Origin of the sequence: Luteibacter sp. W1I16, from assembly GCF_050434905.1 — a bacterium.
In the GTDB taxonomy this organism is placed as follows: Bacteria; Pseudomonadota; Gammaproteobacteria; order Xanthomonadales; family Rhodanobacteraceae; genus Luteibacter.
Genome location: NZ_JBNDJJ010000001.1, coordinates 1198748 through 1222421 on the forward strand (window position 1 = coordinate 1198748; position 23674 = coordinate 1222421).

Annotated in this window: 18 protein-coding genes and 1 riboswitch; of the genes, 9 read left to right on the forward strand and 9 right to left on the reverse strand. The window is 66.2% G+C overall.

Annotation, left to right across the window (positions count from 1 at the left end; translation table 11 throughout):
* Positions 1-48 precede the first annotated feature (48 nt).
* Positions 49-1719 carry an APC family permease gene (locus QFZ41_RS05400; RefSeq protein ID WP_429197805.1) on the forward strand — a complete coding sequence of 557 codons (1671 nt, stop codon included), beginning with the start codon at positions 49-51 and terminating at the stop codon, positions 1717-1719.
* 355 nt (positions 1720-2074) lie between these two features.
* Here the strand turns inward: QFZ41_RS05400 and QFZ41_RS05405 are convergent, their stop codons facing one another.
* The 3 genes from QFZ41_RS05405 to metX are packed head-to-tail and all read right to left on the reverse strand — an operon-like array spanning position 2075 to position 5373.
* Complete coding sequence (locus QFZ41_RS05405; RefSeq protein ID WP_429197806.1) at positions 2075-3142, reverse strand: homoserine dehydrogenase; 1068 nt, start codon at positions 3140-3142, stop codon at positions 2075-2077.
* On the reverse strand, positions 3139-4332 hold the full coding sequence (metB, locus tag QFZ41_RS05410; RefSeq protein ID WP_429197807.1) for a cystathionine gamma-synthase: 1194 nt from the start codon (positions 4330-4332) through the stop codon (positions 3139-3141). Before metB ends, QFZ41_RS05405 begins: the two co-directional genes overlap by 4 nt.
* A gap of 3 nt (positions 4333-4335) precedes the next feature.
* Positions 4336-5373 carry a homoserine O-succinyltransferase MetX gene (gene metX, locus QFZ41_RS05415; protein WP_429197808.1) on the reverse strand — a complete coding sequence of 346 codons (1038 nt, stop codon included), beginning with the start codon at positions 5371-5373 and terminating at the stop codon, positions 4336-4338.
* A gap of 91 nt (positions 5374-5464) precedes the next feature.
* Positions 5465-5577: riboswitch (SAM riboswitch) on the reverse strand.
* A gap of 298 nt (positions 5578-5875) precedes the next feature.
* Between metX and QFZ41_RS05420 the strand changes: the two genes are divergently transcribed.
* Entirely contained in the window at positions 5876-6889 is a 1014-nt protein-coding gene (locus tag QFZ41_RS05420) for a cysteine synthase A (protein WP_429197809.1), read from the forward strand.
* A gap of 64 nt (positions 6890-6953) precedes the next feature.
* A complete protein-coding gene (locus QFZ41_RS05425) occupies positions 6954-8555 on the forward strand; it encodes a peptide chain release factor 3 (protein ID WP_429197810.1) in 1602 nt (533 codons plus the stop codon).
* A gap of 25 nt (positions 8556-8580) precedes the next feature.
* Here QFZ41_RS05425 and QFZ41_RS05430 read toward each other — a convergent pair whose 3' ends face one another.
* A complete protein-coding gene (locus tag QFZ41_RS05430) occupies positions 8581-10239 on the reverse strand; it encodes an FAD-dependent oxidoreductase (RefSeq protein WP_429197811.1) in 1659 nt (552 codons plus the stop codon).
* 130 nt (positions 10240-10369) lie between these two features.
* Between QFZ41_RS05430 and QFZ41_RS05435 the strand changes: the two genes are divergently transcribed.
* From QFZ41_RS05435 to QFZ41_RS05455, 5 genes are all read left to right on the forward strand, one after another.
* Positions 10370-11275 carry a CPBP family intramembrane glutamic endopeptidase gene (locus QFZ41_RS05435; RefSeq protein ID WP_429197812.1) on the forward strand — a complete coding sequence of 302 codons (906 nt, stop codon included), beginning with the start codon at positions 10370-10372 and terminating at the stop codon, positions 11273-11275.
* Between the two features lie 63 nt (positions 11276-11338).
* On the forward strand, positions 11339-14998 hold the full coding sequence (locus tag QFZ41_RS05440) for a response regulator (RefSeq protein WP_429197813.1): 3660 nt from the start codon (positions 11339-11341) through the stop codon (positions 14996-14998).
* 1 nt (position 14999) lies between these two features.
* A complete protein-coding gene (locus QFZ41_RS05445) occupies positions 15000-15839 on the forward strand; it encodes a CheR family methyltransferase (RefSeq protein WP_429197814.1) in 840 nt (279 codons plus the stop codon).
* Positions 15836-16405 carry a chemotaxis protein CheB gene (locus QFZ41_RS05450; RefSeq protein WP_429197815.1) on the forward strand — a complete coding sequence of 190 codons (570 nt, stop codon included), beginning with the start codon at positions 15836-15838 and terminating at the stop codon, positions 16403-16405. Before QFZ41_RS05445 ends, QFZ41_RS05450 begins: the two co-directional genes overlap by 4 nt.
* Complete coding sequence (locus QFZ41_RS05455; protein WP_429197816.1) at positions 16402-17391, forward strand: diguanylate cyclase domain-containing protein; 990 nt, start codon at positions 16402-16404, stop codon at positions 17389-17391. Before QFZ41_RS05450 ends, QFZ41_RS05455 begins: the two co-directional genes overlap by 4 nt.
* Positions 17392-17522: 131 nt before the next feature.
* On the opposite strand, the gene QFZ41_RS05460 is transcribed toward QFZ41_RS05455, so the two are convergent.
* Positions 17523-18398: a LysR family transcriptional regulator gene (locus QFZ41_RS05460; RefSeq protein ID WP_429197817.1), complete on the reverse strand. Its 876-nt coding sequence runs from the start codon at positions 18396-18398 to the stop codon at positions 17523-17525.
* 90 nt (positions 18399-18488) lie between these two features.
* Here QFZ41_RS05460 and QFZ41_RS05465 point away from each other — a divergent pair, with 90 nt between their 5' ends.
* Entirely contained in the window at positions 18489-19502 is a 1014-nt protein-coding gene (locus tag QFZ41_RS05465) for a YeiH family protein (RefSeq protein ID WP_429197818.1), read from the forward strand.
* Between the two features lie 66 nt (positions 19503-19568).
* Here QFZ41_RS05465 and QFZ41_RS05470 read toward each other — a convergent pair whose 3' ends face one another.
* The 4 genes from QFZ41_RS05470 to QFZ41_RS05485 are packed head-to-tail and all read right to left on the reverse strand — an operon-like array spanning position 19569 to position 23610.
* Positions 19569-20438: an arginase family protein gene (locus tag QFZ41_RS05470; protein ID WP_429197819.1), complete on the reverse strand. Its 870-nt coding sequence runs from the start codon at positions 20436-20438 to the stop codon at positions 19569-19571.
* Positions 20416-21480 (reverse strand): GNAT family N-acetyltransferase, encoded by a 1065-nt coding sequence (locus QFZ41_RS05475; protein WP_429197820.1) that lies wholly within the window; start codon positions 21478-21480, stop codon positions 20416-20418. Before QFZ41_RS05475 ends, QFZ41_RS05470 begins: the two co-directional genes overlap by 23 nt.
* A 16-nt stretch (positions 21481-21496) precedes the next feature.
* Positions 21497-22900: an aspartate aminotransferase family protein gene (locus tag QFZ41_RS05480; RefSeq protein WP_429197821.1), complete on the reverse strand. Its 1404-nt coding sequence runs from the start codon at positions 22898-22900 to the stop codon at positions 21497-21499.
* The gene (locus QFZ41_RS05485) at positions 22897-23610 is read right to left on the reverse strand and encodes an MtnX-like HAD-IB family phosphatase (RefSeq protein WP_429197822.1); all 714 of its coding nucleotides are present in this window, start codon (positions 23608-23610) and stop codon (positions 22897-22899) included. The genes QFZ41_RS05480 and QFZ41_RS05485 overlap by 4 nt, the downstream gene beginning before the upstream one ends.
* Positions 23611-23674 lie beyond the last annotated feature (64 nt).

Consider the following 23674-nt stretch of genomic DNA (forward strand, 5'->3'; position numbering starts at 1 on the left):
GTGCCGCCCTGGGCCGGGGTCCACCCGTCCCGTCCGACCGGAGTCACCATGTCTCATAGCGCTATTCGCCGCGACGTCGGCGCCTTTGCCCTCATGCTTACCGGCCTGGGTTCGATCATCGGCTCAGGCTGGTTGTTCGGTGCCTGGCACGCCGCCCAGCTTGCCGGCCCCGGTGCCGTCTACGCCTGGATCATCGGCGCCGTCATCATCCTTTTCATCGCGATCACCTATGCGGAACTGGGCGCGATGTTCCCGGAATCCGGCGGCATGGTCCGCTACGGCCACTACTCGCACGGGTCGCTGGTCGGCTTCATCGCCGGTTGGGCGAACTGGATCGCCATCGTCTCGGTGATTCCCGTGGAAGCCGAGGCCTCGGTGCAGTACATGGCCTCGTGGCCGTGGGAATGGGCCGCATGGACGAAGGACCTTTACGTCGTCACCAATGGCCACGGCGAACTCACGCCGCCCGGCCTCGCCATCGCGGTCGTGCTGGTCCTGGTCTACTTCTTCCTCAATTTCTGGAGCGTGAAGCTGTTCGCCAAGAGCAACACGGCGATCACCGTTTTCAAGCTCGTCGTCCCGGCGGCCACCGGTGTCGCATTGATCGCGACCAGCTACAACCCGGGCAACTTCGACATCGGCGCGCATGGCGGCACGCACGCGATCGACATCTCGTCGATCCTCACCGCCGTCGCCATCTCGGGCATCGTCTTCAGCTTCAACGGTTTCCAGAGTCCGGTGAACCTCGCCGGCGAAGCGCGCAATCCGGGCCGCAACGTGCCGCTCGCGGTGATCGGCTCGATCCTGCTGGCGACCGTCGTGTACGTGTTGCTGCAGGTGGCCTTCATCGGCGCGGTTCCGCCCGAGCAGCTCGGCAACGGCTGGGCCGGCCTCGAATACGCGTCGCCGTTCGCGCAGCTCGCCACCGCGCTGATGATCAACTGGATGGCCATCCTGCTTTACGCCGACGCCTTCGTCAGCCCGAGCGGCACCGGTGCCACCTACACCGCCACCACGGCGCGCATGATTTACGCGATGGAACGCAATGGCCAGTTGCCGAAGATCTTCGGCCATATCCACCCGCGTTTCGGCATCCCGCGCCCGGCGATGTGGCTGAACCTCGTGGTGAGCTTCATCTTCCTGTTCTTCTTCCGCGGCTGGGGCACGCTGGCGGCGGTGATCTCGGTGTCGACGATCATCTCCTACCTCACCGGCCCGGTGAGCGTGATGACGCTGCGTCGCACCGCCCCGGAACTGAAACGCCCGCTACGCATTCCCGGCCTGTCGGTGCTTGCCCCGCTGGCCTTCATCTTCGCCACCGAATTGCTCTACTGGGCGAAGTGGCCGCTCACCGGCGAGATCATCCTGCTGATGGTCGTCGCCCTGCCGATCTACTTCTATTACACCGCCAAGAGCGGCTGGGAAGACTTCCGCCGGCACCTCAAGGGCGCCTGGTGGCTGATCGTCTACCTGCCGGTGATCGCGCTGGTCTCCTACGCGGGCAGCAAGACCTTCGGCGGCCACGACTACATTCCCTATGGCTACGACCTCGCCGTGGTCGCCGTGCTCGGCGCGATCTTCTACTTCTGGGGCATCGCCACGGGCTGGCGCACGCCGATGGTGGAAGCCGCGCGCTTCCACCACGACGAGTTGGAGCCGGGCGAGCCGGACCTTCCGCCCAGCGCGGACGAGGCCGAGAAGATAGTCGGCCACCGGTAAAGAAAAACCGCCCTTCGGGGCGGTTTTTTTTGGTCTTCGCGCCGGGGGTCGCTTGGTGCGAGGCTCGGCTTCGCCCTTGCATTCGTTATGCGCCTGGCGGGGGAGCTGCCGGGCGCCACACCCGGGTGGGAAGCGGGCTGGCCCGCGATGCCTCGATCTCTCCGCTGGCGAAGGAAGCCTTGCGATGATCGGGCGAGGCTTGTCACCGCTCGCTCGGTTGCGATGCACCGCCTCATCCGCTCGACATAGGGTGGCGAATCGCGGGCCAGCCCGCTTCCCACCCGGCTGAGTCGGCTCCCACCGGGTTTTCGCTTGCAGGCAGGTCAGAAGTCCTGATCCGGCAGGGCAGGGGCCCTTATAGCGCGAGCACGTCGCCGAGCAACGCCTGGGCCGTGATCTCCGGCCCCGCCCCCGGCCCCTGGATGACCAGCGGTGTCGCGTGGTAGCGGGTGGTCGTCAGCGCGAACTGGTTATCGGTGCCCGACAGCCGGGAGGCCGGATGATCGTGCCCGACCTCGACCAGTCCGACACGCGCACGGCCTCGCTGGTTGAGCCGCGCCAGGTAGCGCAGCACCTTGCCGTTCGCCTTTGCCTGCGCGTGACGCTCGCGCAGCGGCTCGTCCAGTTCCTCCAGCCGGTCGAGGAACACCTTCGTGTCCACGCCGCGCAGGGCCTCGGGCACCAGGCTTTCCACCTCGACTTCATCGCTACCGAGGGCGAAGCCCGCGTTTCGCGCGATGATCAGCAGCTTGCGCGCCACGTCTTCGCCGGAGAGGTCCGAACGCGGGTCGGGCTCGGTGAATCCCAGCCGACGCGCGTCGCGCAGGAGCGACGAGAACGGGCGGGTGCCGTCGTACTGGTTGAACAGCCACGAAAGCGAGCCTGAAAAAACGCCCTCTAGGGTGAGCAGGCTGTCGCCACAACGGCGCAGCCGGCGCAGGGTCGAAAGCACCGGCAATCCCGCGCCGACCGTGGCGGCGTCGCCGTACACGGCGCCGCCCGCGGTCGCGCTTTGCAGCGCGCGCCAGCCGGAAAGGTGTCCACCTGCCAGGGCTTTGTTCGCGGTCACGACGTGGTATCCGGCGGCAAGCCATTCCGCATGACGGCTCGCTTCGATCGCGCAGGCCGTGGCGTCGACCACCACTTTCTTCGTGGCTCCCGCCGCGTCGAGAGCGGCAAGCAAGGGCACGTTGTCACGGCCTTCCCGCCCCTTGGCCAGACGCTCGGCCACCTCGCCAGGCGTGACGCCATCGGCCAACACATGCTGGCGCCGGGAATTCGCCGCGCCCACCAGGCGTAGCGAACGTGCCGAGGGCGTACCGAGCAAGGTGAGCAACGCACGGCCGACCACGCCGGTTCCGAGGAGCACGATGGCGGTGCGCGGCGCGTGGTCGGCCAGCGGGGCGATCGCCACCGCGCTCATGCGCCGACCTTGCGCTTCGAGGTTGCCGAGGCCACCGCGGCGGCACGGGCCAGGCCAGCCTCGATGTCGGCGATGAGGTCGTCGCCATCCTCGATGCCGATCGACAGACGAAGGAGGCTATCGGAGATGCCGGCGACACGTCGTGCTTCCGGCGCCATGGAAGCATGCGTCATGGTGGCCGGGTGTGCCACCAGGCTTTCCACGCCGCCGAGGGATTCAGCCAGCGAGAAGTAACGCAAGCCGTCGACGAAGGCCTCGATGGCGTCGGTGCCACCGTCCAGTTCGAAGCTCAGCATCGCGCCGAAGCCGCCCTGCTGGCGCTGCGCCAGCGCATGGCCCGGGTGCGAGGCCAGACCGGGGTAATACACCCGCTGCACGGCCTCGTGGGTGTCGAGGCATGCGGCGACGCGATGCGCGTTCTCCTCGTGGGCCCGCAGGCGCACGGCGAGCGTGCGCACGCCGCGCAACGTGAGGTAGCTGTCGAACGGCGAGCCGGTCAGGCCATTGCAATTGCCCCACCATTTCAGCTGTTCCGCGACGGCCTGGTCGGCGGCGATCACCGCGCCCCCAACCACGTCGCTGTGACCATTGATGTACTTCGTGGTGGAGTGCACGACGAGGTCGGCGCCGAGCTTCAGCGGTTGCTGCAACGCGGGCGATAGAAAGGTGTTGTCGACCACCACGAGCGCACCCACGGCGTGTGCCGCCTGCGCGACGTGACGCACGTCCGTGATCCGCAGCAACGGATTCGACGGTGTCTCTATCCATACCAGCGAAGGCTTCGCGGAAAGGCCTTCGGCGAGGGCGGTGGGATCGGTGAAGTCGACGAAGCGCACGCGGAAGCGGCCTTTCTTCGCCCAAGCGTCGAGCAGGCGCCACGTACCGCCGTAGCAGTCGTGCGCGGCGAGCACCAGCGATCCGGCCGGAACCAGTTCGAGCGCGAGCGCCACCGCCGACATGCCGCTACCGGTAACGACGGCGCCAGCACCCTCTTCCAGTTCGGTGAGTGCATCCGCGAGCAGATCGCGGGTGGGATTGCCACTGCGCGAATAGTCATAGGCGCGCTTGCGGCCGAAACCGTCGAACGAATAATTCGTGGACAGGTGCAGCGGCGGCACGACCGCGCCGTGCTGCGTATCGGATTCGATGCCGGCGCGCACGGCACGGGTACAAAGACGGGAATCGGTCATGGCTTAGCGGTCTCCGCGACAGTCGTTGAGTGCGTGACGCAGCACGGGAGCGAGCTGCACGGTTTCTTTCAGGAAGGCGTCGTGGCCGTAGGGCGAATCCACGACTTCGAGGGTGGCGGTGCCGCCGAGGCGGCGTTGCAATTCACACAGGTCGGCCAGCGGGACAAGACGATCGGACGGGAAACCCACGAGCGTGGTCGGCGTGGAAATGCATTCCGGCGAGATGTCGTGCAGGTCGATCGACTCGGACAGCGCGAGGAAGCGCTCCGGTTCGAACCGTTCGACAAAACGCCGGCCGGCGTGCTCCAGGTAGTCTTCCACCGGGAAATGAAAGCGGCCATCGCGCAACTCGGGGCCGGCGGCGAAGCGGCGCGAAAATTCCTCGCTGCCGCGATACGTGGTCATCGCCAGCTGCCGCGCGAGCGCGAGCGCTTCGTCGGTACGTCCCGAGGCGATGCCCAGCCGCACGATGCCCCGCTGCACCGAACGCTGCGCCGTCGACAACGGATGCGGACGGTGTGCGCCGGCGAGCAGCACCAGCGATTTCAACTTTTCCGGGTACAGCGCCGCGAAGGCCAGGCCGGTCATCGCGCCATACGACGAACCGACGAAGGCGTGTACGCGGCCGATGCCGAGTTCGTCGACGAGCGCGGCCAGCGCCGCGGCCTGGTCTTCACTGGAGACGGAGGCGACGTCGCCCAGATCCTCCGGCACCAGCCAGTCGATCGAGAGCACGCGGCATGCCGCGAGATCGATCGCGGCGCCCTGCCCCACCAGTTCCTGCCACCAGCCGGCGGCACGCTCGCGGCCGGCGCAGACATCGCGGTCGGCCGAGATGCCACCCTGCACGATCACCGTCGGCGCATGCGGCGCGCCGCACCAGAGGTAGCGCACATCCACGGTGACGGTATCGCTGCCGTACTTCGGCGCGAAGGACACGCGGCGGGTGCCACGCTGTTCGGTGAGATCTGCCGCGCACCGCGGCGTCGCGGGAATGGCCGCTTCGGGGAGGGAGATCACTGTGAGGGGCTCAGCTGACATGTCCGGGTTCCTGCGTTCGGGATCGAGCCCTGCGGATACCGTATACGGACTGTCGGCGTGGCGGGTACGCAAGAGCGCGCCCGAAACGGACATCCCATCTATCGGCTGACGTGAAACACGCCCCGCAGGAGTTGGCACCGTCGCGGAAATCCGCAGGTTGCCCCGGCTTCAAAGGGCCTGTCCCTCAGCCGGTCTCGATGAGTGAAACCGACGATACGCCTGCATCCCATGGGTGTCAACAGCCGTTTAGACGTCCAGATGTCCATACTTCCATTTCTTGCGAACAATCCCGGTGGGATCCGACCCTGGTGGGAGCCGACCTTGTCGGCGATGGGTGCTTGCCGAGGCCTGGCCCGCTGCCGCGGGATCGCCGACAAGGTCGGCTCCCACCAGGGTCGGCTTCCACAAGGTCGGTTCTCACAAAGATTGGTTCTCACGAGGGCCGGCTTCCCACCAGGGCGCGCCTTAAGCGGCGTTCGGACGAGCGGGTTAACATCCGGGCATGACCACGCATGCCTCCTTTGCCGCCGCCATCGGCCATACACCGCTCCTTCGCTTGCGCCATGCCTCGGAAGCCACGGGATGCGAAATCCTGGCCAAGGCCGAGTTCCTGAACCCCGGTGGCTCGGTGAAGGACCGCACCGCCCTGGGGCTGCTCGACGATGCCGAGCGGCGCGGCCTGGTCCGGCCGGGTTGCGTCCTGGTGGAGGGTACGGCCGGCAATACCGGCATCGGGCTGGCCCTGCTCGGCGCCAGCCGTGGCTATCGCACGCTGATCGTCATGCCCGACACGCAGAGCCGGGAGAAGATCGACGCCCTGCGGGTCACCGGCGCTGACGTGCGGTTGGTCCCCGCCGCTCCCTTCAAGGATCCGGGGCACTACGTGCACGTCGCCCGGGCCCTGGCCGGGAAGATGAACGAGCGGGCGCCGGGAAGCGCATGGTTCGCCAACCAGTTCGACAACACGGCCAATCGCGACTGGCACGAGGCCCACACCGGCAGGGAGATCTGGGAACAGACCGGCGGCAAGATCGATGGCTTCGTCTGTGCCGCGGGCACGGGCGGCACCCTGGCCGGCGTGGGCCGCGCCTTGAAGGTCCGGCGACCGGATATCCGCATCGCCCTGGCCGATCCCGGCGGGTCGGCTCTGGCGGCTTTCGTCAACACCGGTGAACTGGTCACCCAGGGCACCTCGATCAGCGAGGGCATCGGCAGCAGCCGGATCACGGCCAACTTCGCCGACGCCCCGGTCGACCTGGCCTGGACGATCCCGGATACCGAGTCCGTGCCGGTCCTGCACGACCTGCTCCAGCGTGAGGGCTACTGCGTGGGCGGCTCCAGCGGCGTCAACGTGGCTGGCGCGCTGCGCCTGGCCCGGGAACTCGGCCCTGGCCACACCATCGTCACCGTGCTCTGCGACGGCGGCATGCGCTACCAGGCCAAGCTGTTCAATCCGCCCTTCCTGCGCGGCAAGGGCATTCCGGTACCCGAATGGCTGGACCGGGCGTTCCCTTAGCCCCGGATTCCCGAACCTTCCCTGATAGAATAGGGGGTTAGCCAGAATCAGCGACCCGAGAACGATGTCCTCACACCTCACCGAAACCCGCCGTCGGCGCAGCTTCGCCATCGTCAGCCACCCCGACGCCGGCAAGACCACGTTGACCGAAAAGCTCCTCCTGTTCGGCGGCGCGATCCAGATGGCCGGTTCGGTGAAGAGCCGCAAGGCCGCGCGCCACGCCACCTCCGACTGGATGGCGCTGGAAAAGGAACGCGGCATCTCGGTCACTTCGTCGGTGATGCAGTTCCCGTACAACGAGGCCATCGTCAACCTGCTCGACACCCCGGGCCATGCGGACTTCTCCGAAGACACCTATCGCGTGCTCACAGCGGTCGACTCGGCGTTGATGGTCATCGACTGCGCGAAGGGCGTCGAGGAACGCACGATCAAGCTGATGGAGGTCTGCCGGCTGCGCGATACGCCGATCATGACCTTCATCAACAAGCTCGACCGTGAAGGCCGTTCGCCGATCGAACTGCTCGACGAGGTCGAGTCGGTGCTGGGCATCGCCTGCGCCCCGGTCACCTGGCCGATCGGCATGGGCTCGCGCCTGAAGGGCGTGTATCACGTACTGCTCGACGAAGTTCATGTGTTCGAACCGGGCAAGAACTTCACGCGCCAGGACTCGACGATCTTCAAGGGCCTGGATCATCCGGAACTCGCCGCCCGTATCGGCCAGTCCGCGCTGGACGAATTGCGCGACGAACTCGAACTCGTGCTCGGCGCGTCCAACCCGTTCGACATCGGCGCCTACCTCGCCGGTAAGCAGACGCCGGTGTTCTTCGGCTCCGCCGTGAACAACTTCGGCGTGCAGCTGCTGCTCGACTTCTTCGTCGAACATGCGCCGTCGCCGCGCTCGCGCGAAACCCTCACGCGCGAAGTGAAGCCCGAGGAGGAAAAACTCACCGGCTTCGTCTTCAAGATCCAGGCGAACATGGATCCCGCGCATCGCGACCGCGTGGCTTTCATGCGCGTTTGTTCGGGCACCTACACCGCCGGCATGAAGATGCAGCAGACGCGCACGGGCAAAGAAGTGCGCATCGCCAATGCGCTCACGTTCATGGCATCCGACCGCGAGATCGTCGAGCGCGCCTTTCCCGGCGATGTCATCGGCTTGCACAACCACGGCACGATCACCATCGGCGACACCTTCACCGAAGGCGAGCCGCTGTCGTTCACCGGCATTCCCAACTTCGCGCCGGAATTGTTCCGCCGCGCGCGGTTGCGCGATCCGATGAAGATGAAGGCGTTGCAGAAGGGACTCGCCCAGCTATCGGAAGAAGGTGCCACGCAGTTCTTCCGTCCGCTGATGTCGAACGACCTCATTCTCGGCGCGGTAGGCGTGCTCCAGTTCGATGTCGTGGCGTATCGCCTGAAGGACGAATACAACGTGGACGCCACCTTCGAACAGGTCGGTGTCGCCACCGCGCGCTGGATCCATTGCGACGACGCCAAGAAGCTGGAGGAATTCCGCGAGAAGAACGCGGGCAACCTCGCCATCGACGGCGCGGGCGAACTGGTTTACCTCGCGCCGACCCGCGTCAACCTGCAGCTGGCGCAGGAACGTTGGCCGGCGGTGCGCTTCTCGGCTACGCGTGAGCACGCATCCGCGATCGAACTCTGAGTTCGCCGTCCGGCGAACCGAGGGGTCAAACGGGCGATGGATTCAGGAACCGGTGAATCGCCTGCACGACCACCGAACCCTCGCCCACGCTGGACGCCACGCGCTTGATCGAGCCCGAGCGCACGTCGCCCACCGCGAACACGCCGCGCAGGGTCGTCGCGAAGGGTGAAGGCGTGGCGTAGCCGTCGGCGTCGCGGCCGGTCAGCACGAAGCCTTTGCGGTCGAGGTCGAGGCATCCTTCGAGCCACGCCGTGTTCGGCTCGGCACCGATCATCACGAAGAGGCTACCCGCCTTGATCCGCGCCTGCGTGCCGTCGGCGCATTTCCAGCCCACTTCCCGCAGGTAGGCATCGCCGTCGAGGTGGTCGATCTGGCAACGCGTGTGCAAGGTGATGCGAGGCGATTGCGCGATGCGCTGCACGAGGTAATCCGACATGGTGGCCGCGAGCCCGTCGCCGCGCACGAGGATGTGCACGTGGGCCACCGTGCGCGCCAGGAATACCGCCGCCTGGCCCGCGCTGTTGCCGCCGCCGACCACCACCACGTCCTCGCCGGCGCAAAGCGTGGCCTCCATCGCCGTGGCGGCGTAGTGGATGCCCTGGCCCTCGAACCGTTCGTAGTCGACGTGGTCGAGTTTGCGATAACGCGCACCGGTGGCGACGACGATCGCCCGCGCGGACACCGAGGTGCCGTCATCCAGCAAGAGGCGGTAAGGGTGCCTGGAGCAATCCATGCCCTGCACCGAGCGCGCGATCGCCATGTGCGCGCCGAACTTCATCGCCTGCACCTGCGCACGGCCAGCCAGTGCCTGGCCCGAGATGCCCGTGGGAAAGCCGAGGTAATTCTCGATCTTCGAACTGGTGCCGGCTTGCCCACCCGGAGCGAGCGCCTCCAGCACGAGGGTGTCCAGGCCTTCGGAGGCCGCGTACACCGCCGCGGCCAGTCCGGCCGGGCCCGCGCCGATCACGGCCACATCATGCACGTGGTCGCCGTCGAGGACGATGGTGATGCCGAGTTCGTCGGCCAGTTCCGACGTGGTCGGACAACGCATCACACGCCGGTCAGGCATGATCACGACCGGGCATTCCGAGGGATCCAGGCCGAAGCCGTCGATCAGGTGGCGGGCGTCTTCATCGATGTCGGTGTCGAGCAGGCGGTAGGGATAGCCGTTGCGGATCAGGAAACTGCGCAGGCGCACGGTATCGGCGGCGTGCGCGGAACCCGCCAGCGTGACACCGCCCTGTCCGCTCTGGATCAGGCCCACGCGACGCAGGATGAAGGCGCGCATGATGATCTCGCCGATATCCGGCTCGCCGGAGACCAGCTTGCGAAAGCTCGGCGGGTCCACGCGGACCAGGCGCGTGTCGGATCCCGTCCGCCCGTTCACCATGATCTGGCGCTCGCTGAACAGGTCGACCTCGCCGGTGAACTGATTCGGTCCATGGACCGTGAACACATTCGGCTGGCCGTCTTCGCCGATGTCGTAGATCTCGATGCAGCCTTCGATCACGAAGAAATAGTCGATCCGGCGGTCGCCCCGGCGGAACAGCACCGTCCCGGCCGGCACGACTTCCTCGACGCCGTATTTCACCAGGCGCGCCGCCATCTCCTCGTTGAGGTGGGGAAAGGTCTGCTCGCGCCGGTTCGTCGGGCTCGACGGGTCGTTCTCGGAGGGGATGGCCATCGAATGAATTCCAGGTCAGGGCGCGCCCGCCCATGGCCGCGACCATAGTGGAGCGGCGTCGCACGATCTTGTATCGGAGCACCATCATGCCTGCGTAGACTGCGTGCGCAAGCCCCTCAACGAGATGCCCATGTCCGCCGAGCCGACCGACGCACCCCGTCCCGCCCTGCCCTTGCGCCTGCTCCGTTCGCCCCTGGGACGCATCGTGGCCTTCGCCGCCACGGCCTTCCTCATCGGTATCGTCCTCGCCCGGATCTACGACGGCCTGGGGCTACCCAAGGGGGCCATACCATTCCGCGATGTCACGCCGTTGATCGAGCTTTTCAGGCTGGCCCCCGTGGTCCTGGCCTACTGGCTCCTGGTCCGGACCATCGAGAACCGGCGGATCGACGAACTCGCACCCCGCAAGGCCGTGCCTCACGTGCTGCTCGGCATCGCCGGGGGCGCCGCGCTGTTCTCCCTCGTGGTGGGCGCCTTATGGGCCCTCGGCGCGTACGTCGTCGATGGGATCCATCACGACGTGCCCTGGCTGGGTCCGATCCTGGTCCTCGGTGTCGGCGCCGGGGTGGGCGAGGAAATCGTCAGCCGGGGCGTGATCTTCCGCATCGTGGAGGAAGGCCTCGGCACATGGGCCGCCTTGCTGCTCTCGGCGGCGGTGTTCGGAGGCCTGCACGCATGGAACCCCAACGCCACCGCGTGGAGCGCGCTGGCCATCGCGATCGAAGCCGGGCTGCTTTTCGGCTTGCTGTACCACGTGACCCGGTCGCTGTGGATCTGCATGGGCGTGCATGCGGCGTGGAACGTGGCACAGGGGCCCGTCTACGGCATCCCCGTGTCCGGCTTCGAACAGCAGGGTCTCCTGGCCTCGCACATGCGCGGGCCCGACTGGCTCACCGGCGGGGCGTTCGGCGTCGAGGCGTCGGTGGTGGCGCTGGGCTTGTGCTCGGTCGCCACGGCGGGCTGCCTGGCCATCGCGGTGCGCCGTGGCACACTGGTGCCGCCACCATGGCGCCGAAATCGTGCGCAATCCGCCTGAGCCATTTCGATAACGTGGTGATCCGGGGCGCGACGCCCCTTCCCGTCCTCCCTGGGCCGTCACATGCCTTCGACTGAAAAGAAGTACTCCTGGCTGGCCAACCAGCCCCTCCAGCGCAAGATCGTGCTCGCCATCGGCATGCTGCTGATCCTCTTCGTGGCGGTCGGCATCAGCAATCTCATCTCGCTGGGCCGTGAGGACGACTCGCGCGAATGGTCTTCACATACGTACCAGGTGCTTCTCACGCTGGCGGAAGTGACCGACGATGCGCAGACCCGCCAGGCGGGCGCACGCGGTTACCTGCTCAGCCAGTCGGATGACGAGTACGCCGACTTCGAGGCCGCCGATCGCGACCTCGATCGCAGCATGGCGAGCCTGCGTGAATTCACCGCGGACAACCCCCTGCAGCAGTCACGCATCGACCGCCTGCAGGAAATGCTCGACCGCTGGAAAAAGGAAGTGCTGACGATCGGCCTGGAGCCCATGCGGGCCATCGGCGATGCGGCGACACCGGAAGGTGTCGCCGCGCGCGAGGCCATCCGCCGGGACTACTTCGTGCAGCGCACCGTCTCGATGGACGATATCCGCAAGCACATCCACGAAATGGCGGAGACCGAACGCGCCCTGCTGGCCAGGCGGAACGCCGCGCTCGACGCGGAGGTGAAAGCCATCCGGTATGTGGATATCGCCTCGCTCGCCCTCTGCGTGCTCATCGGTGGCGTCGTGATCGTCATGACGTTCCGCCTCATCACGCGGCCGATCGTGCGCATGACCGGGCTGATGACGCGATTGTCGAACCACGACCATTCGATCGAGGTGCGCCAGCTTGAACGCAAGGACGAGATCGGCGAAATGGCCCGCGCCCTGCAGGTCTTCAAGGAAATGGCGATCGAGACGGCCGGGCAGACGTGGCTGAAGTCGACCGCCACGAGCATCTCCAACCAGCTCCAGGCCGCCACCTCCTACCGTGACTTCGCCGATGCGCTGCTCTCCGAACTGGTGCCGAACCTGAAGGCCGGGCTGGGCGTGTTCTACGTCTTCCGCGAGGAAACCGGCCGGCTCGAACTGCTCGGCAGCTACGGATACAAGCAGCGTCGCCACGTCACCGCCGACTACGCCCTCGGCGAGGGACTGGTCGGGCAGGCCGCCATCGAACGGCGCACCATCGTCCTGCAGGACGTCCCCGACGATTACACGCGCATCCATTCCGGCAGCGGGGAAGCGCCACCACGCAGCGTCGTGGTCGTTCCCATTCTCTTGCGTGACACCCTGCTGGGCGTGCTCGAGATCGCCAGCTTCACTCACCTCACCGACGTGCAGGAACGCCTTCTCGACGAACTGACGCCGATCATCGCGCTTTCGCTGGAAAACCTCGCGCGCGCCCTGCGCACTCGCGCCTTGCTCGAACAGACACAGAGCCAGGCCGACGAGCTGCGCGCCTCGGAGGAGGCGTTGCGCCGGCAGCAGGAGGATCTTCGCAGCACCAACGAAGAACTGAAGGCGAAGACCGCCGAATTGCAGGAGCAGTCGCAGCGCCTTGTCGCCTCGGAAGAGGAACTGCGTGTACAGACCGAAGAACTGCACGCCTCCAACGAAGAACTGCGCGAGAAGAGCATCACTCTGAACCAGCAGAAGGACGCGCTCGAAGCGCTCCAACGAGAGACCCAGGAAAAAGCCGAGGAACTGGCACGCGCGAGCCAGTACAAGTCCGAGTTCCTGGCCAACATGTCGCACGAGCTACGCACCCCGCTGAACAGCCTGCTGATCCTTTCGCGCAGCCTTGCCGACAACGACGAAGAGAACCTCAACGCCGAACAGGTCGAGTCCGCGCGGATCATCCACGACGCCGGATCGAACCTGTTGCGCCTGATCAACGACATCCTCGACCTGTCCAAGGTCGAGGCGGGCAAGATGGAGCTGGTGGTCGATACCCTCCCCCTGGCCGACCTCGCGCGCACGCTCGGCCGCACGTTCAACCACGTTGCCCAGGAGAAGGGACTTCAGTTCGACATCCACCTAGCCCCCGACGTTCCGGCCACGATACGTACCGACGGTGGCAAGCTGGAGCAGGTGGTGAACAACCTGTTGAGCAACGCGTTCAAGTTCACCGCCAGCGGCCGCGTCGGCGTGACGATCTCGCGCCCGGCCGTGGACGCCAACCTGCCCGGGGGACTCGACGCCAGCCGCGCGATCGCGATCGCCGTGACCGATTCGGGCATCGGCATACCCGCCGACAAGTTCCAGCGCGTGTTCCACGCGTTCGAACAGGTCGATGCCAGCACCAGCCGGCAGTTCGGCGGTACCGGCCTGGGCCTGGCCATTTCACGGCGCATCGCCATGCTGCTCGGCGGTGACATCGCGTTGCGAAGCGCGCCCGGCGAAGGCAGCACGTTCACGATCCACCTACCCGAGGAAGCGCCGGAAGGGGAAGGCCGGCCTGAACCGGTTCCGTTGCAGCAAGCCGCCGCGGAAGCCACCCTGCCACTGTCTCCCGGCCTGATCGCGGACACCATCGAAGACGACCGGGACTCGTTGAATCCCGGGGACACCATCATCCTCATCGTCGAGGACGATCCGGCCTTCGCGCGGATACTCGCGGCGATGATCCACCGCAAGGGCCATCGCGTACTCGCCGCGGCCGACGGCGAATCCGGTCTCGCGCTGGCGAAGCGTTATCGTCCGACCGGCATCCTGCTCGACGTGATGTTGCCGGGCATGGACGGCTGGACCGTAATCGAGCGGTTGAAAGCCGAAGCGGCCACGCGGCACATTCCAGTGCATTTCATCTCGGCCACCGACGACGCCACGCGCGGCCTCGAACTGGGTGCCGTGGGCTTCCTCACGAAACCGGTGAGCCGCGAGTCCATCACGGCGGCGTTCGAGCGTCTCCTCCACTTCGCCGAAGGCCGCACGCGCCACCTCCTGGTCGTCGACGACGACGCCAGCGCGCGCGCCGCCGTGCGTACGCTGCTGAAGGACGATTCCGTGGTGATCGAGGAAGCCGCCTCGGGTGAGGAAGCCCTGGCGAAGACTACCGAGAAGCCATTCGACTGCATCGTCCTCGACCTCGGCTTGCCACACATGTCCGGGTTCGAGTTCCTCGAGCGGCTCTCGCAAGCCGGACACACGCCCCCCGTGGTGGTGTATTCCGGCCGCGACCTCTCGCGCGAGGAAAGCATGCGCATCCGCCAGTACACGGACAGCATCGTGGTCAAGGGCGCCCGCTCGCCCGAGCGCCTGCTCGACGAGGTCAGCCTGTTCCTGCATTCCATCCGCCACGGTGGAGGCGCGCGTGCCGAGGCTTCGGCGTCCGTGACCCCCGGTGGCGTCGAGGACGGCGACCTGCGCGGACGCAGGGTCCTCCTGGTCGACGACGACATGCGCAACCTGTTCGCACTGTCCAAGGTACTGCGTGCGAAGGGCGTGGACGTGGTGATGGCCCAGGATGGACAGAGGGCACTCGACACCCTGGACAAGGATCCGGCTCTCGAACTCGTGCTGATGGACATCATGATGCCTGTGATGGATGGCTACGAGACGATGCGCTCGATCCGGGCGAAGCCGGCCGTGGCGCGCGTACCGATCATCGCCCTTACCGCCAAGGCGATGCGCGGCGACCGCGAGAAATGCCTCGAAGCGGGGGCCAACGATTATCTGTCCAAGCCGATCGACATCGACCGCCTGCTGTCGATGATCCGCGTGTGGTTGCCGGCGCGGGGTTGAGATGGACGTCGAGGACATCGAGATCCAGCTCTTCGTGCGCGCCTTGCAACTGCGTCATGGCTATGACTTCAGCGGCTATGCTCCCGCTTCGTTGAAACGCCGTATTCAGCAGTTGGTGCGCACGCACGATGCCGGCACGATCAGCGACCTGACCTCGCGCCTGTTGCACGACCCGGCGTTCCTGCGCAAGGTGATCGAAGGGCTCTCGGTACCCGTTTCCGAGATGTTCCGCGACCCGCCTGTTTTCCGCGCGCTGCGCGACAAGGTGTTCCCGATACTGGCTTCCTACCCCGAGATCAACATCTGGCAGGCCGGCTGCGCGCACGGGCAGGAGGTCTACTCGCTGGCGATCATGCTTGAAGAAGCAGGCCTCTACGATCGCACGCGCATCTATGCCACCGATTTCAACGACGCCGCGCTCGCGGCCGCCGCCGAAGGCATCTATGCGACTCGCGACGCACGGGATTGGTCGCGCAATTACCTGGAGGCGGGCGGCCTGAACTCCTTCAGCGATTACTACAGCGCGCGCTACGAATTCATCAAGATCGACCGGGCGCTCCGCCGCAACGTCACCTTCGTCAACCACAACCTCGTGACCGACAAGGTGTTCTGCGAGGCGCATCTCATCCTGTGCCGGAACGTGCTGATCTACTTCAGCAACGCGTTGCAGGACCGCACGCTGGGCCTGTTCAGGGACAGCCTCGTCCGTGGCGGCTTCCTCTGCCTCGGGACCCGTGAAAACATCGACTTCTCGCCCGCCGCGGCGGAATTCGCCGATGTCGACCAGGCGCTGCGCATTTACCAGGTGGGCGGTCCGGGCGCGAGGCCCCTGGTCAGATGAGCTCGCGGGAAGCCGTCGTCCTGGGTTGCAGCGCCGGCGGACTCTCCGCTTTACAACGCGTGCTGCCAGGGCTCGATCGGCGTCTCGCCGTGCCCCTGGTGCTCTGCTGCCACACGGGCTCGTCGGACGTGTCGTTGCTGGTGGAATTGCTCGCGCGCTCGTGCCCTTTACCGGTGACCGAGGCGCAGGAACGTGCGCCTGCCGATCCGGGTGTGGTCCACGTGGCGCCTAGCGGCTACCATCTGCTGGTGGAAGCCGACCACCGGTTTTCCCTGAGCATCGACCCGCGCGTAACGTATGCGCGGCCGTCGATCGACGTGTTGTTCGAGACGGCGGCGGAGGCATGGCGGGAACGCCTGGTCGCCGTGTTGATGACCGGCGCGAACTCCGATGGTGCGAACGGGGTCGCAGCCGTACGCCGGGCCGGGGGTTACGCTGTGGTTCAAGACCCGGCGACCGCCGAAGCCGATGTGATGCCGCAGGCCGCGCTGGAACTCGCGGGTGCGGATGCCTGCCTGCCGCTGGATGCCATCGCGGCCAGGATCAACGAGTTGTGCCTGCCATGAATCCGCTCCGCCCCAAGATCCTCGTCGTCGACGACACGCCCGCCAACCTCGTCGCCATGCGCCGCCTGCTCACCCGGTCGGGAGCCGACATCTTCGAGGCGAACAGCGGCAACGAGGCGCTCGCGCTCTGCCTGGACCATCAGTTCGCACTGGTGCTGCTCGACGTGAACATGCCGGAGATGGATGGTTTCGAGGTGGCCCAGTTCATCTCCGAGACCGATCACCTCAGCGAGACACCGATCATCTTCGTCACGGCCGCCTATGCCGACGACATCAACCGGATCAAGGGTTACACCTCCGGTGCGGTCGACTACATCGCCAAGCCGATCAACGACGTGATCCTGCAATCCAAGGTCAAGATCTTCCTCGAACTCTATCGCGCGCGCGCACTGCTACAGCAGGCGCTGGACGAACTCTCCCTGCGCAACCGGCAGCTCACCAGCGAAGTGGCCGAGCGCACGCGCATGGAGCAACTGGTACGGCACCAGGCGACGCACGACGCGCTGACCGGGTTGCCGAATCGCGTGCTGTTCCGCGATCGCCTGGAGACGGCGATCGAAGCGGGCGGCAGCGGCGGCGTACCGTTCGCGCTGGCGTATCTCGATATCGACGGGTTCAAGGGCGTCAACGACGCCCATGGCCACGCCGCGGGCGATGAACTGCTCAAGGCGATCGCCGCGCGGATCGATGCCCGCACGCGTGGTACCGACACGGTCGCCCGTCTCGGTGGCGACGAGTTCGCCGTGCTGCTGCACGACGCCGCCGACGCAGCGGGTGCGCTCGCACGGTGCCAGTCGCTATGCGACACGGTGGGCGAACCGTACATGTTGCATGTGGGCGACTTGTCCATTCCCGCCAGGATAGGCGCGAGCATCGGCGTGACGATGTTCCGGCCCGGCGCGAGCTACGACGACATCGTAGCCGCGGCCGACGGGGCGATGTACGAGGCGAAGCGCGGCGGGAAAAACCGCTGCGTGCTGGGGTGACAGGCAGTGGGAGGCGCCCGGCGGGGCCATCGCCGACAAGGTCGGCTCCCACCAGAGCCGGCCCTCCCACCACAGCGGGCCTTCCCACCCATGCGGGGCTTGGTGGGAGCCGACCCTGTCGGCGATAAGCGCTACAGGGTCGCCAGAAACGCCTCAAGCACCGCCCCACGGTACCGCTGCCGATGCAGCAAGACCGATAACGTGCGCCGCAGATCGAGAAAAGGCGTCGGCAACACCGCGATCCGTCCCGCCCGCACCGCGTCACCCACGGCCACCTCCGGCAGGCAGGCGATGCCCAGGCCGGCTATCACGGCCTGCTTGATCGCCTCGGACTGATCCAGTTCCAACACGATGCTTCCCTCCGGCAGCTCCGCCAGGGCGCGCTCGCTCAACGCGCGCGTCGCGGAACCGCGCTCGCGCAAGACCCAGCGTTCCCCGGCGAAATCTTCCCGTCGCAGCCGCTTCCTGCGGGTCAGCGGATGCTCGGGCCGCGCGCACACCACCAGCCTGTCCTCCTTCCATGGCCGGACCTCCAGCGCGGGGTGCGCCACGGGCCCTTCGACACAGCCGATGTCGAAGTCGTGGTCGAGCACGCCCTGGGCGATGCGCGCGGTATTGGCGACACCCAGCCGAAGCGACACATCCGGATGCGCGGCCGCGAATACGCCAAGCAGGTCGCCGACAAGATAGTTGCCGACGGTATTGCTCGCGCCGACTCCGATCTCACCAGCGAGTTCGGTGATCGCGCCTTGCGCGCGGCGACCGAATTCCGCGTGCCGCTCCAACAGCTCGCGCGCCAGCGGCAGCAGGTCGCGACCCCGGTCGTTGAGACGCAAGCGCCCCCGCTCACGAGCGAACACCGGTGAACCGATCTGTCGTTCCAGTTCCGCAAGCGCCATGCTCGCGGCCGGCTGGCTGAGAAACAGGCGGTCCGCGGCGGCGCGGACGCTGCCGGCCGTGGCCACGGCCACGAAAACCTCGAGTTGGCGCGGGCTGATCGCATGCATCAATAGTATTTATACCTTCGATAAGGCATTTTCAATATGCTTATCGATCGCCGGCACCGAGAATGGATTCGTTCCCACCAAGGATTCCCCGTGTCCGCCGTTGCCGCCGCCACCCTTCCCTCCCCGCGCCTCCCGGGCATCTGCCTGGCCTTCGCCGTGGCCGCCGTGGCCTTCTGCCTGGGGCGTCTCATGCCGCTGGTCGGAGGCGCCGTGTTCGGCATCGTCCTCGGTATCCTCGTCCGCCAGTTCGCGCCGCCTTCCGCCCGCTTCCTTCCCGGCATCCGCTTCGCTTCGAAGCAGGTGCTGCAGTGGTCGATCGTGGCTCTCGGCTTCGGCCTCAGCATCACTCAGGTCGCCCATACCGGCATGGAGTCGCTGTCGGTCACCCTCGCGACCGTCGCCGCCGCCGGGCTCGCGGCGTGGGGGCTGGGCCGCCTCCTGCGGGTACACGACACCCTGAAGCTGCTGATCGGCGTAGGTACGGCCATCTGTGGCGGCTCGGCCATCGCGGCCGTGGTGCCTATCGTGAAACCGGACGAGCACGACACCGCTTTCGCCATATCGACGATCTTCCTGTTCAACCTCGTCGCCGTGTTGCTGTTCCCGGCGCTGGGGCATTGGATGGGCTTGTCCGATCTGGGTTTCGGCTTGTGGGCTGGCACGGCGATCAACGACACGTCGTCCGTGGTGGCCGCCGGCTACAGCTATAGCCACGCCGCGGGCGATTACGCCACGATCGTGAAGCTGACGCGTGCGACGCTGATCATCCCGATCTGCCTGGTCATCGCGTTGATCGTCGCCTGGCGCGAAAAGCGCGGCGGCGCCACCGGCTTCAGCCTGGCGAAGATCTTCCCGTGGTTCATCCTCTGGTTTCTCGTGGCATCGGCGATCCGCACCGCTGGCGTGATTCCGGAGCCCGTGTTGCCGATGATCCATTTCGCCGCCGAGTGCCTGATCATCGTGGCGCTCAGCGCCATCGGCTTATCCGCCGACCTGCGTCGCATGGCGTCCACGGGGCCGCGGCCGATCCTGCTGGGGCTGGGGGTGTGGGCGGCGGTGGCGTTGACGAGCTTGCTTGTGCAGCATCTCATCGGGCGCTGGTGAGAGCATCGCCGACAGGGCAGGCTTCCACCAGGTAACCGCGGCCCGGTCACTCCGGCGGGTGCCGCTTCAGCGGCGATTGCCTTCGATCAGGCCAAGCAATCGCAGGTTCAGCGCATGCTGCTGCGCCTGCCACTCCGCGAGCCGATACCTGTCCGCCTCGACCTGGCCGTCCATCGCACTGAGCCGCCGCTTCCACCATGTCTTGTAGCGATAGCTGGATATCTCGCCGGTGATATCGCTGCCGATCAGCCTGCCACGCACGGCACCGACGATCGCCGCTCCGCTCGCCTCGCTCAGCGTGCCCTGATCCCAGTTGGTCGTCGCGACATCCGGCGCATAGGCGTCCTTGTCGATCGACAGGTAGACCGGCTCGCGCTGCGCTTGCTGTGCATCGACGAAGGCGTCGGCCATCGCATCCGTGTCGGTGAACGAACGGAAAGCCGCGCCGAATCCGAAGCGCGCCGCCCATGACACGTCGACCCCGGCGGACCAGTAGGTGAGCTTGCCCGCGCGCAACGGCGCCAGGTAGTTCTCCCAGGCATGCCTGCTGCCGATATCGCCGGACGTGATGCCGACGACATGCACATGGCTGACCCGAGGCAAGGCGGCCACACGGCGCACCCACGAGCCACAGTGCACGCCGAACGGAAAGCGCATGTTGTCCGGATGGTTGTCGATCACCACCACCTGGAACCGCCAGGCGCCGGGCACGCGTTGCACCAGTGGCAACGTGAGGTGATGAAAATCTCCACTGCCGAGGAACACGGTTCCGTGGTCGCGCGGCAGGACGCCCGCGAGCGTCCCGCAGAAGCGGTGAAGCCGCCGCAGCGAGCAGCCGAAGCGGATACCTTCTTCCCACTCGCGCAATGGCAGCACGAGACGCCCGGCCAAGGGGCCGACGGAATCGTCGAGGTCAAGAACGACGGGCTGCCGCATCGGTCACCTCCCATTGGCTATCCGGTTCGAAGCGATGCGCGAGGCGGCGAAGAAGTGCGCGCAACAAGGGATTTCGCACGTACACGGCGTGCCGCGTGAGATGGAATCGCGCGCCGAGCGATGCTTTCACGGCGGGATCGCTCCAGCCCGCCACGTAATGGGTCAAGCCTCGGGCCAACGCGTATTCCAGGTTCACGAACCAGCTGACGAAATAGAGATCGAGGTCGCGCGCCGCCGGGTAGTCGAAACCCACGTACTTGTCGAGCAGCTTGCCGTCGTGCTCGTAACAAAGGTTCCAGCCCACCAGCGCACCATCGGCGTGGTACGACATGACGATACCGCCTGGTTCACGCAGCGCGGCCGCGAAAAAAGCGCGGGACAACTTGTCGAAATGCACCTCGCTCTGCGCGTACACGTTCTCGAACAACGCGTAAAAGGCGTCCACGCTGGCGTCGCTCGCGAAAGCCTCGCCCGTGGCGGTCGTCGATACCGTGAGTCGCTCGCGCGAACGCAGTTTTCGGCGGAGGTTCTTCCTTCGCGACGCGGACAAGCGGCCGAGGTATTCATCGATGGACGAGAAATCGATGGGAACATAGGCAAGCGCCTGACCTTCGACGATGACGTAGCCATGCTCGCGTGCCGCGTCGGCGAAGCGGGCCGTCCACGCACGGTCGGCGATGGCGGTCAACGGCGAATCGATCGCGAGATCCTTGACGACCAGCAAAGGATGCGCGCGGCCCGGACCGCGCGCCCAGTCCGCCGCGACGGTGGCCGGGTCGCTATCCCGCGAGAACAGGGAATATTCCGAGATGGTGGTCCCGGCGAAACAGGTTCGCGGCGTGAGCAACCGTGTCAGCAACCCCTGGAAGGGCAACGAAGCCACGCGCCGGCGCAAGGATGCGTCGGCCGTGGTCAGCAGATCGAAGGACGCCACGAAAAGTGGCGCGCCATCCGTCGCACGGACAGGGGTGAAACCGTGCGGCGGATGGCGCTCGAAGTGCCCGAGCAATGCATCCGGCTCGAGCTGGTTCACGAACGCCATGGCTGGCTGCCGGGTATCAGCCGCGCTTGGCCAGCGTGATGAGCTGGTCGAGCAACGCAATGGCGAGGTCGATTTCATCGTGGCTGATGTCGAGCGACGGTGCGAACGTGATCACGTTCTTGTACCAGCCGCCCACATCGAGCACGAGACCGATCTTCTTGCCTTCGTGAGTGAGTCCACCGGCAAGACCGATGTCGACCATGCGGTCGAGCAGCGCCTTGTTCGGCGTGAAACCATCGTCCGTGCAGATCTCGGCGCGCAGTGCCAGCCCGAGTCCGTCGACGTCGCCGATCTCCTTGTGACGCTTTTGCAGATCGCGCAAGCCATCGAGGAAGTGCTTGCCCTTCTCTGCCACGCGCGTGCCGTAGTCGAGTTCGTAGCCCATCTTGATCACTTCGAGCCCCAGCGCGGTACCGAGCGGGTTCGAGTTGAACGTGGAATGGGTCGAGCCCGGTGGGAACACGGTCGGGTTGATCAGTTCCTCGCGGGCCCAGATGCCGGACAGCGGGTTGAGCCCGTTGGTGAGCGCCTTGCCGAACACGAGCACATCGGGTGTCACGCCGAAATGCTCGATCGACCAGAGCTTTCCGGTACGCCAGAAACCCATCTGAATTTCGTCGACCACCATCAGGATGCCGTACTTGTCGAGCACCTTCTTCAGGTCGATGAAGAAGTTCTTCGGCGGGATGACGTAGCCGCCCGTGCCCTGGATCGGCTCGACATAGAATGCCGCGTATTCGGCCTCGTTGACCTTCGGATCCCATACGCCGTTGTATTCCGTTTCGAACAGGCGCTCGAACTGTCGCACGCAGGCGTCGGAATACTCTTCCGCCGTCATGCCCTTCGGGCGACGGAACGGATACGGGAACGGGATGAACATCGCGCGCTCGCCGAAGTGGCCGAAGCGCCGGCGGTAGCGATAGCTGGACGTGATGGCCGAGGCGCCCAGGGTGCGGCCATGGTAACCGCCCTCGAACGCGAACATCAGGCTCTTGCCGCCGCGTGCGTTACGCACGAGCTTGAGCGAATCTTCCACCGCCTGCGCACCGCCGACGTTGAAGTGCACGCGGCCGTCGAGACCGAACTTCTGCTTCGCGTCGACCGCGATGGTTTTCGCCAGTTCGATCTTGCCCTGGTGGAGGTACTGGCTCGCCACCTGCGGAAGCAGGTCGATCTGAGCCTTCAAGGTATTGTTCAGACGCTTGTTGCCGTAGCCGAAGTTGACCGCCGAGTACCACATCTGCAGGTCGAGGAACGGAATGTTCTCGCTATCGTAGATGTAGCTTCCTTCCGCGTGACGGAAGATCTTCGGCGGGTCGACGTAGTGCACGGTGTCGCCAAAGGAGCAGTACTTCGCCTCGTCGGCGAGCAAGGTGGCGTCGTCGATAACGAGGGGCGCGTTCTTGGTGAGGATGTTCATGCAGGCAGTTCCTGGGGGTTCGCCGCGGGGACGGGCATGACGGTTCGCGGGGGCAGGCGTCCGTCGAGAAGATCGGGAAGGAGTTCAAGCGCCTCGTCGAAGCTGGCGATGGGCGCGTACGGAATGCCGGCGGCGCGGCAATGTTCGATCAGGCGATGCTTGGCGAAGACGAAATCGACGCGGTCGGCCGCGCAGAAATCCGAGGCGCCGTCACCGATCAGCAGGGTCTTGCCGCCGCGCGCCCGCGCCGCATCGACACGCGCGCACTTGCAGGTACCGCTGCGGCAACCCTTCACGCTGTACGGCGAGGTGAGGTTCCAGTCGCGCTCACCCACTTGCAGCAGGTGGTTGGCGACCGTGGGCAGGCGCGGGATGCCGTGGTTGGCCAGGATCGCGTGGATCGCATGGTCGATGCCGTCGCTCACGATCTCCATGGGAATGCCTTGCTCGATGGTCGCCTTCACGAAGGCGGCGAAGCCGTGGTCGATCCGCAACCCGCCCAGATGGCGCTGGAGTTCGATGTGGCTCATGTCGAGCAAGGCGACCTGCCCCGCCATGCAGACCGCCGAACCGATGGTTCCGGCGCGCCAGTCGCGCTCCAGGATCTCCCAGCCGGGACGGCCGTAGCGGTCCAGCAGCGAGTCGATGACGTCCTCGACGGCGATGGTGCCGTCGAAATCGCAGAGGATGTTCCAGGAGGGGCTGAGCACGTGGATGCGCCGTTGACCAGTTTGCAGCGCAGGCTAGTGCCGCATCCTTTCCAAGCCCTTTCCC

Coding starts and splice junctions, on each gene's coding strand:
- QFZ41_RS05400 (WP_429197805.1), top strand. CDS start 49: ATGTCTCATAGCGCTATTCGCCGCGACGTCGGCGCCTTTGCCCTCATG.
- QFZ41_RS05405 (WP_429197806.1), bottom strand. CDS start 3,142: ATGAGCGCGGTGGCGATCGCCCCGCTGGCCGACCACGCGCCGCGCACC.
- metB (WP_429197807.1), bottom strand. CDS start 4,332: ATGACCGATTCCCGTCTTTGTACCCGTGCCGTGCGCGCCGGCATCGAA.
- metX (WP_429197808.1), bottom strand. CDS start 5,373: ATGTCAGCTGAGCCCCTCACAGTGATCTCCCTCCCCGAAGCGGCCATT.
- QFZ41_RS05420 (WP_429197809.1), top strand. CDS start 5,876: ATGACCACGCATGCCTCCTTTGCCGCCGCCATCGGCCATACACCGCTC.
- QFZ41_RS05425 (WP_429197810.1), top strand. CDS start 6,954: ATGTCCTCACACCTCACCGAAACCCGCCGTCGGCGCAGCTTCGCCATC.
- QFZ41_RS05430 (WP_429197811.1), bottom strand. CDS start 10,239: ATGGCCATCCCCTCCGAGAACGACCCGTCGAGCCCGACGAACCGGCGC.
- QFZ41_RS05435 (WP_429197812.1), top strand. CDS start 10,370: ATGTCCGCCGAGCCGACCGACGCACCCCGTCCCGCCCTGCCCTTGCGC.
- QFZ41_RS05440 (WP_429197813.1), top strand. CDS start 11,339: ATGCCTTCGACTGAAAAGAAGTACTCCTGGCTGGCCAACCAGCCCCTC.
- QFZ41_RS05445 (WP_429197814.1), top strand. CDS start 15,000: ATGGACGTCGAGGACATCGAGATCCAGCTCTTCGTGCGCGCCTTGCAA.
- QFZ41_RS05450 (WP_429197815.1), top strand. CDS start 15,836: ATGAGCTCGCGGGAAGCCGTCGTCCTGGGTTGCAGCGCCGGCGGACTC.
- QFZ41_RS05455 (WP_429197816.1), top strand. CDS start 16,402: ATGAATCCGCTCCGCCCCAAGATCCTCGTCGTCGACGACACGCCCGCC.
- QFZ41_RS05460 (WP_429197817.1), bottom strand. CDS start 18,398: ATGCATGCGATCAGCCCGCGCCAACTCGAGGTTTTCGTGGCCGTGGCC.
- QFZ41_RS05470 (WP_429197819.1), bottom strand. CDS start 20,438: ATGCGGCAGCCCGTCGTTCTTGACCTCGACGATTCCGTCGGCCCCTTG.
- QFZ41_RS05475 (WP_429197820.1), bottom strand. CDS start 21,480: ATGGCGTTCGTGAACCAGCTCGAGCCGGATGCATTGCTCGGGCACTTC.
- QFZ41_RS05480 (WP_429197821.1), bottom strand. CDS start 22,900: ATGAACATCCTCACCAAGAACGCGCCCCTCGTTATCGACGACGCCACC.